Genomic DNA, 5,434 nt, shown 5'->3' with positions numbered 1-5,434 from the left:
GCTCGGCCGGAGCGGTGGCGCCCGCCGTCGCGTCCGCGAGGGAGGCCACCGCGTCCTCGCGCCAGCCGCGGTCCCAGTACACCTGGGCGGCCTCGGCCAGCACCGGCGGCCCGTGGTGCAGCCCCTGGAGCTTCTCCAGCGCGCCGCGGCTCGCCTTGTAGTCACCGAGACCGGCGCAGGAGTCGATCAGCAGCGGATACGCCGTCCATCGCTTCGGCGCCAGCTTCAGTGCCTCCTCGGCCCACTTCCGCCCGGTCCGGAAGTCGTTGCGGGCGTTGGCGAGCGCGGCCAGCCCCTCCAGCGCCGTCAGGTTCCCCTTCGGCTTCGTCTCCAGTGACGTGCGCAGCGCCTGCTCGGCCTTCGGGAAGTACGCGGGCGTGGCAGTCCGCTGCCCCTGCTCCACGTACGCCGTGCCGAGCACCGCCCACGACCGATCATCGCGCGGATGGGCGCGCAGATGGGCCTCGTGGTCGTCGATGAGCGCCACCAGATCGGGCAGCGCGGCGGGCACCCCGGCCCCCACCGCCGTCCCCGCCCGTGTCACCGGACCCGGCGACGGCGGCGCCGCGGTCCGCGACTCCCAGGGCAGCAGCACCAGCACCCCGCCGAGGACGGCAGACCCCGCGACCAGGCCGATCAGCACGTGCTTGGCGACGGAGGGACGCCGCCCGGACGGCCCCTGGGGCGCGAGCCCCGTGAGCACCGGCTGTCGCTCTTCGATCTCCATGCCGCTCACTGTGCGTCAATACGAAGACCACATACCGGCACGCCAAGCCCCGCGCGGATGGGGTTCACACCGATGGCCCCGAGTGCGACGCTGTGATCATGAGCCGTATCGAAGCCCCGCGCGACGAAGTCACCGGCAACCTCGTGGACCGCCTGCTGAGCGGCCTGCCGGCCGAGGCCGTCCTCATCGACCCGGACGTCACGGCCTCCTACGCGAACGACATGGCGAGCTTCTGCGAGGCGGGCACCCCTGCCGTCGTCGTCCTGCCCCGTACCGTCGAACAGGTCCAGCACGTCATGCGGATCGCGACCGAGCTGCGTGTCCCGGTCGTCCCGCAGGGCGCCCGCACCGGCCTGTCCGGCGCCGCCAACGCCTCCGACGGCTGCATCGTGCTGTCGCTGGTGAAGATGGACCGCATCCTCGAGATCAACCCGGTCGACAGGATCGCCGTCGTGGAACCCGGCGTCATCAACGCCACCCTCTCCCGCGCCGTGAACGAACACGGTCTGTACTACCCGCCGGACCCCTCCAGCTGGGAGATGTGCACGATCGGCGGGAACATCGGCACGGCCTCCGGCGGCCTGTGCTGTGTGAAGTACGGGGTGACGGCCGAGTACGTCCTCGGTCTCGACGTGGTGCTGGCCGACGGACGGCTCATGTCCACCGGACGCCGTACGGCGAAGGGGGTCGCCGGTTACGACCTCACCCGCCTCTTCGTCGGCTCGGAGGGCTCGCTCGGCATCGTCGTACGGGCGATCCTGGCGCTCAAGCCGCAGCCGCCCCAGCAGTTGGTGCTGGCGGCGGAGTTCGGATCGGCGCGGGCCGCCTGCGACGCCGTGGTCCGGATCATGGAGGGCGGGCACGTCCCCTCCCTCCTCGAACTCATGGACCGTACGACGGTCAAGGCCGTCAACGACCTGGCCCGCATGGGCCTCCCGGAGACCACCGAGGCGCTCCTCCTCGCCGCCTTCGACACCCACGACCCGGCCGCTGACCTGGCCGCAGTCGGCGCCCTGTGCGAGGCCGCGGGCGCGACGCAGGTGGTCCCCGCGGAGGACGCGGCGGAATCCGAACTGCTGCTCCAGGCACGGCGGTTGTCGCTCACCGCACTCGAAGCGGTCAAGGGCACCACGATGATCGACGACGTGTGCGTGCCACGCTCCCGGCTCGGCGACATGCTCGAAGGCATCGGGCGCGTCGCCGAGAAGTACTCCCTGACCATCGGTGTCTGCGCGCACGCGGGCGACGGCAACACCCACCCCACCGTCTGCTTCGACGCCGACGATCCCGACGAGTCGCGGCGCGCCCGCGAGTCCTTCGACGAGATCATGGCCCTCGGTCTGGAACTCGGCGGCACCATCACCGGCGAACACGGCGTCGGAGTCCTGAAGAAGGAATGGCTGGCCCGCGAGCTCGGACCGGTGGGCGTGGAGATACAGCGCGGCATCAAGGCCGCCTTCGACCCACTGGGCATCCTGAACCCGGGCAAGGTGCTCTAGAACCCCGCCTCGGCCGTTCCCGTGGGCCGAGTGCGGTCACCCCCGTCACTCCCGTCACTCCCGTCACTCCCGTCACTCCCGTCACTCCCGTCACCGTTCCGGTGAAGTCGGTCCAGGAGGGCCAGTTCGTCCTCGCTCAGCCGCAGGGCGCCGGCGGCCACGTTGGCGGCCAGGTGGTCCGGGTCGCCGGTGCCGGGGATCGCCAGTACATGCGGTCCGCGGTGCAACGTCCAGGCCAGCCGGACCTGCGCCGCGCTCGCCCCGTGGGCCCGTGCGACGGCCCGCACCTCGGCGGCGTCGGCACCCCGCGCGCCCGCCGTGCGCCCGGCCCCGGCGATCGCGTAGAAGGGGACGAACGCGATCCCCTGCTCGCCGCAGGCCCGCACGAACTCGTCCTGGCCCGGCCGTACGCCGATGCCGTACGGGTTCTGCACACAGACCACGGGCCTATCCGGCGCGGGGCGTCGGCACCCTGTGGGAACCCCGGCCGCTCGCCGGGACCGATGCCCTCGCAGCCGTACTCGGCCGCTCGCGGACCCTGCTGCTGACCGAACTGGAGACCCCGGCCTCCACCACCGAGCCGGCCCACCGCACGGGGCTCTCGCCGGCCGGGGTGTCCCGGAACCTGACCGCACTGCGCGACGCGGGCCTGGTCAGCGCGCACCGGGCCGGTCGCTCGGTGCTGTACGCGCGCACATCGGCCGCGGAGACCCTGCTGGCCGCGGCCCGCCCGTAGGGCACCGGCGCACGGCGGATTCACTCGCCGTCCGTCGACTCGTCCGACGGACACGGGTCGCGCAGCCACAGTTCGTCGTGACGGCCCGGGGCCGGGGCCAGCAACTCGGCGAGGCCATCGTCGATGCCGAGCTGCTCGGCCTCGAAGCCCGGCGGGACCGCCCGCAGGGTGCGCTCCAGCCAGGCGGACACCTGTGCGGTGGGCGCTTCGAGGAGGGCGTCCCCGTCCGGGGAGCTGAGCGCTATCAGGACGACGCTGCGGCCCGCGACCTTCGTCGGCCACACCCGTACGTCGCCGTGCCCGCACGGCCTGAACACCCCCTCGACGAGCAGTTCACGGGCGAAGGTCCAGCTGACGGGATGGTCGGAGCCGATGTGGAAGGTGATGTGGACGGCGTACGGGTCGTCGGAGCGGTAGGTGAGCCGGGCCGGTACGGGGATGCTGCGTTCGGGCGACAGGACGAGACTGAGCTCGAGTTCGCGTTCCACCACGGTGTGCATGTCGATGCGCTTCCTTTCGGGTACGGGGCCCTCAGGGCGGGCCCGTACGAGTGGAGAGCGCGATCACGCGGAACCATTACGCGGGTTCGAAGAAGTTTTTTGGCGCGCGTTCCGAGGCCGTGTTCCGGGCGGCGACCGCTTGTGGCGGAACCTTGCTCGAAAGAGGTGGGTACGGCGGGAGCGCCGCTGACAGGCGCGCCCGTCTGATAGATGTGGAGCCCCCAAAAGCCCCCGAGCAGATACGGGACGACGGACATGAGCGCCCCAACCCCGGCCCCCGGCGACGACCGGCCCCGTGAAGGGTATTACCCGGACCCCTCCATTCCTGGATATGTCCGGTACTGGAACGGTGCCTCCTGGGTACCGGGTACGAGCCGTCCCGCGCCCTCCGACGGCGTACCGCTCACGCCGCCGTCCGGCAACCGGCCCACGGCTTCCGTTCCCGCGCCCGCTCCGGTCCTCGCCGAGGAGACCGGCCCGCACTTCTTCGACGAGGACCCGCAGCCCGCCGCCGAGCCGCGCCGGGTGAGCCCGGCCGAGGCACAGCACGGCAGCAGGCCCGAGCCCGCGGCCGCGTGGGGCGCCGAGCGCTCCCAGCAGTCCGGCTTCGGCGGCGAGCAGGAGCGCCGGGTGTCCTGGGGCGCGCCTCCGACGGCCGACCCGCGGCTGGCGCGCGCGGCCGAACCGGGAGACGCGGTCGTCCAGCCGGACGGTGAGTCCGCCCGCGCCGACGGCACGGCGACGATCCCGCCCGCGGACTTGGGCGGCGCCCGACCTCCCGCGTCCGGCCGCACCGTGGTGTTCCGCCGCCCGACGGGACCGGCGCCGGCCACCGGCGCCGAGGGCTCGTCCGCGGCTCCGGCGAGCGGCGCGCAGTTCCCCGGCACCGGTCACCCCGACGGCGCCGCGGAACCCGCCCCTTCCGAGGGCACCATGATCTTCCGCCCGTCCGCCCCGCGCACGGGGCCGCACCGCGGGGCGCAGACCGGGGGCACGACTCCGGCCACCGGCGCACCGGGGGCGGACACGCCCGCGGCGGGCGGCCCGGCCGGGTCCGGGGGCGGCTTCGGCGCCGGGCAGGCCGCCCAGGCCGCGGCGGAGGCGGCGGCCCAGTCCGCCGCCGCGCGGCAGCCGGCCACCCCCGAACCTTCCACCCCTTCCACCCCTTCCACCCCTTCCACCCCTTCCGTGCCCCAGCAGTCCACCGGGCCCGCCGCCACGCCTCTCACCAGTGGCCCCGGTGGGGGGCAGCCGTCCTGGGCCCAGCAGGTGCACCGGCTCGCGGGTGACCCGGGCGCCGACGGGCAGCCCGTCGTGCCGTGGAAGCCGCCGGTGGACGACGTGTTCCAGGCCGCCGCCCGCAGACAGTCCGAGGCGCGCCCGGCGAGCCTCGGCAGGCGGCTGCTGGCCCGGATCGTGGACACCGCGGTCCTGGCGACCGTCACCGCCGTGGCCGCCGTACCGCTGGGCACCAAGGCGATCGACCACATCAACGAGAAGGTCGACGCGGCCAAGCGGTCCGGCCAGACCGTCACGGTGTGGCTGCTCGACGGCACGACCACGGGCTACCTCGGGATCGTCCTGGCCGTCCTGCTCCTCTTCGGCGTCCTCTACGACGCGCTGCCCACCGCCAAGTGGGGCCGCACCCTGGGCAAGAAGGTGTGCGGCATCGAGGTCCGGGACATCGAGGGCCACGAACCCCCGTCCTTCGGGCGGGCCCTGCGCCGCTGGCTCGTCTACGCCGTCCCCGGCGTCCTCGTCATCGGTGCCGTCGGCGTCCTGTGGTGTCTGTTCGACAGGCCCTGGCGCCAGTGCTGGCACGACAAGGCGGCCCACACCTTCGTGGCCGCGTAGCCGCCCGTACGCCGCCGTAGTGGCCTGACTCTCCGCGCGGCGGCGTGGCCGCCGGGGCCCCAGGGTACTCGATCAGTTCTTCTGGAAGTGGTGGGCCAAGTCTGTCACGTGCGGCGGC

General features: G+C 73.5%; 4 protein-coding genes and 2 pseudogenes. 3 read left to right on the top strand and 3 right to left on the bottom strand.

Features of this window, described 5'->3' with window-relative positions:
* A partial coding sequence (locus ABZ656_RS56040; protein ID WP_360280180.1) for a BTAD domain-containing putative transcriptional regulator occupies positions 1 to 727 on the bottom strand: 727 nt, incomplete at its 3' end.
* Between the two features lie 92 nt (positions 728 to 819).
* Between ABZ656_RS56040 and ABZ656_RS56035 the strand changes: the two genes are divergently transcribed.
* Complete coding sequence (locus tag ABZ656_RS56035) at positions 820 to 2,226, top strand: FAD-linked oxidase C-terminal domain-containing protein (RefSeq protein WP_360280177.1); 1,407 nt, start codon at positions 820 to 822, stop codon at positions 2,224 to 2,226.
* Positions 2,227 to 2,321: 95 nt separating this feature from the next.
* Here the strand turns inward: ABZ656_RS56035 and ABZ656_RS56030 are convergent.
* Positions 2,322 to 2,672: pseudogene (locus ABZ656_RS56030) on the bottom strand (aldo/keto reductase); the annotation flags it as partial.
* Between ABZ656_RS56030 and ABZ656_RS56025 the strand changes: the two are divergent.
* Positions 2,672 to 2,962, top strand: a pseudogene (locus ABZ656_RS56025) (winged helix-turn-helix domain-containing protein); the annotation flags it as partial. The pseudogenes ABZ656_RS56030 and ABZ656_RS56025 sit on opposite strands and share 1 nt — an antisense overlap.
* Positions 2,963 to 2,982: 20 nt before the next feature.
* Here the strand turns inward: ABZ656_RS56025 and ABZ656_RS56020 are convergent.
* Complete coding sequence (locus ABZ656_RS56020) at positions 2,983 to 3,462, bottom strand: SsgA family sporulation/cell division regulator (RefSeq protein ID WP_101404917.1); 480 nt, start codon at positions 3,460 to 3,462, stop codon at positions 2,983 to 2,985.
* A 255-nt stretch (positions 3,463 to 3,717) separates the two neighbouring features.
* Between ABZ656_RS56020 and ABZ656_RS56015 the strand changes: the two genes are divergently transcribed.
* Positions 3,718 to 5,316, top strand: a complete 1,599-nt coding sequence (locus ABZ656_RS56015; protein ID WP_360280174.1) for an RDD family protein — start codon at positions 3,718 to 3,720, stop codon at positions 5,314 to 5,316.
* Positions 5,317 to 5,434: the final 118 nt, after the last annotated feature.

The sequence above is a fragment of the Streptomyces sp. NPDC007095 genome, assembly GCF_040634475.1.
GTDB lineage: Bacteria > Actinomycetota > Actinomycetes > Streptomycetales > Streptomycetaceae > Streptomyces.
Note: the sequence above shows the minus strand (reverse complement) of the source record. Positions and strands in the feature narration are given on the sequence as shown.